At 76.1% G+C, this 2,338-nt stretch carries 1 protein-coding gene; it reads left to right on the top strand.

Going from position 1 to position 2,338, the window contains the following annotated elements:
- Window positions 1-204 precede the first annotated feature (204 nt).
- A complete protein-coding gene (pelF, locus tag SSOG_RS02120; RefSeq protein ID WP_009712542.1) occupies window positions 205-1,704 on the top strand; it encodes a GT4 family glycosyltransferase PelF in 1,500 nt (499 codons plus the stop codon).
- The last annotated feature ends 634 nt before the right edge of the window (window positions 1,705-2,338 follow it).

Genomic DNA, 2,338 nt, shown 5'->3' with positions numbered 1-2,338 from the left:
CGCCCTCCGCGCGGCGAAGCCCGCCGACCGGCTGCCCGTCCCGGCCGGGGTGCGCGCCCCGGTGCCGTACGGACCCGGCGACACCAGCCGCGACTGAGGCCCCGCGCCGCCCACGGCACCGAGGCCCCGCGCCGCCCACGGCGCCGCCTGACCGCCCCCGTTCCCCGCCGTCCGCACGGCGCCGTCCTGGAGACCGAAACCGACATGCGAGGACCGCTTGCCGAGCCCACGGCCGGCACCGTCTCGGTGACCCTGCTCACCGAGGGCACCTACCCGCACGGCCACGGCGGGGTCAGCGTGTGGTGCGACCAACTCGTGCGGGGCATGCCGGACATCGACTTCCGGGTCATCGCGGTGACCGGCACCGGACGGGAACCGCTCGCCTGGGAGCTGCCAGCCCAGGTGCGCGGCGTGGACTGCCTGCCGCTGTGGGGGCCGCCCCCGGCGGTCCGGGTGCGCGCCCCGCGCGGGCGGGCCATGCGGACGTTCCTGGCCGGGTACGAGCGCTTCCTGCTCGCCCTGCTCGACCCGGCCCAGGAGCACGCCTTCGCGCCGGAGCTGTACCGGCTCGCCGAGTACGCCCAGCGCGGCACCCTCTCCGCGGCGCTCGCCTCGGAGTCCGCAGCCCGCGCCCTGGCCCGAATATGGACCCGGCCGCAGCTGCCGACCGCCGCCGCACGCCCCACCCTGCACGACGCCCTGACCGCGACCGACCTGCTGGAACACGCCCTGCGCCCGCTCGCCGCCCGGCCCCCGGCCGAGGGCGTCGCCCACGCGGTGAGCGGCGGACTCGCGGCGCTGCCGGGCCTGGTGGCCCGGGAGCGGTACGGCACCCCGTTCCTGCTCACCGAGCACGGCGTCTATCTGCGCGAGCGCTACCTCGGCTTCCGCGCCGAACCGTACAGCTGGCCGGTCAAGTCGCTGCTCCTCGGCTTCTTCCGGCTGCTGGCGGTCGAGAGCTACCGGCGCGCCGCGCTCGTCACCCCCGGCAACCGCTACAACCGGCGCTGGGAGGAGCACGGCGGCACCCCGCCGGAGCGCATCCGCACTGTGTACAACGGCGTCGACCCGGCCGCCTTCCCGCCCGCCGGACCCGAACCCGGCGTCCCCACTCTGAGCTGGGCGGGCCGCGTCGACCCGATCAAGGACCTCAAGACGCTGATCCGCGCCTTCGCCCTCGTACGCAAGGAGCTGCCCGACGCCCGGCTGCGCCTCTTCGGGGGCACACCGCGCGGCGCGGAGGGCTACCGCGACGGATGCCAGTCGCTCGCCCTGGAGCTGGGCGTGTCCGACGCCGTCACCTTCGAGGGGCGGGTGGAGGACATCCGGGACGCCTACGCGGCGGGGAACGTGGTCATGCTCTCCAGCATCAGCGAAGGCTTCCCCTTCACCCTCATCGAGGCCATGTCCTGCGGCCGCTCCACCGTGTCGACCGATGTGGGCGGCGTGCGCGAGGCGGTCGGCGACAGCGGCCTCGTCGTCCCGCCGCGCGACCCGGAGCGCATGGCGCGGGCGGCGCTCACGCTGCTGGGCGACCCGGCGCTGCGGGCCGGAATGGGGGAGGCGGCCCGGCTGCGGGTGATCGAGCAGTTCACCCTGCGCCAGACCATCAGCGCCTTCCGCGAGATCTACCACGAGCTGGACGCCACGTCCCGGGTCACGGCCGCTCCGGAGATGGCGCTGGTCGCCGGGGGTACGGCATGAGCGGCCCGCTGCGACTCGTACCGCCCGGCCCGGATCAGTCCGCACCGCCGCGGCGCCCCGGGGCCCGTTCGCGCAGACGGCCTCGCTGGGCCGAGGACGGCCACGACGACACCCTCGTGCTGCGGCGGCCGACGGCGGTGCACACTGCCGATCCCGCGCCGCGTCCCGCAAACCCGCGCCCAAAGCTCGGCGTCGGTGGCACCGCGCGGCCTCGCTGGGCCAAGGACCCGCTGGACGAACTCATCGCCGAACGGGGCGAGTTGATCGCCGAAGCCGTCCACCCCGGACGAGATCGCGGCCGTACTGGAGGCCGACGGGCTGACCGGGGACCAGGCGCAGGAGCGCTTCGGGCGCCGGGACACCTTCGAGCTGGCGGCCGAGCTGTACGCACGCGTACCGCGCCGCCACCCCGAACCGCCGCCGCGCACCGACCCCTGGGCCGCGCGCCCCGGACGGTTCGTGTTCCGCGGGCTGGTGTTCGCCCTGCCCGGACTCGGCTACGCGCTGGGCGCGCCGTTCCTCAGCGGCCCGCCCGACGTCCTCGGGCTGCCCGCCGGAAGCGGTGCGCTCACCACCTCCGCGCTGGTCGGCTGGGCCTGGAACCAGGCGCTCGCCCACCGTGCGTACACCCGGC

Origin of the sequence: Streptomyces himastatinicus ATCC 53653 (genome assembly GCF_000158915.1) — a bacterium.
GTDB classification, from domain to species: Bacteria; Actinomycetota; Actinomycetes; order Streptomycetales; family Streptomycetaceae; genus Streptomyces; species Streptomyces himastatinicus.
This window is presented reverse-complemented; position numbering and strand designations above follow the sequence as displayed.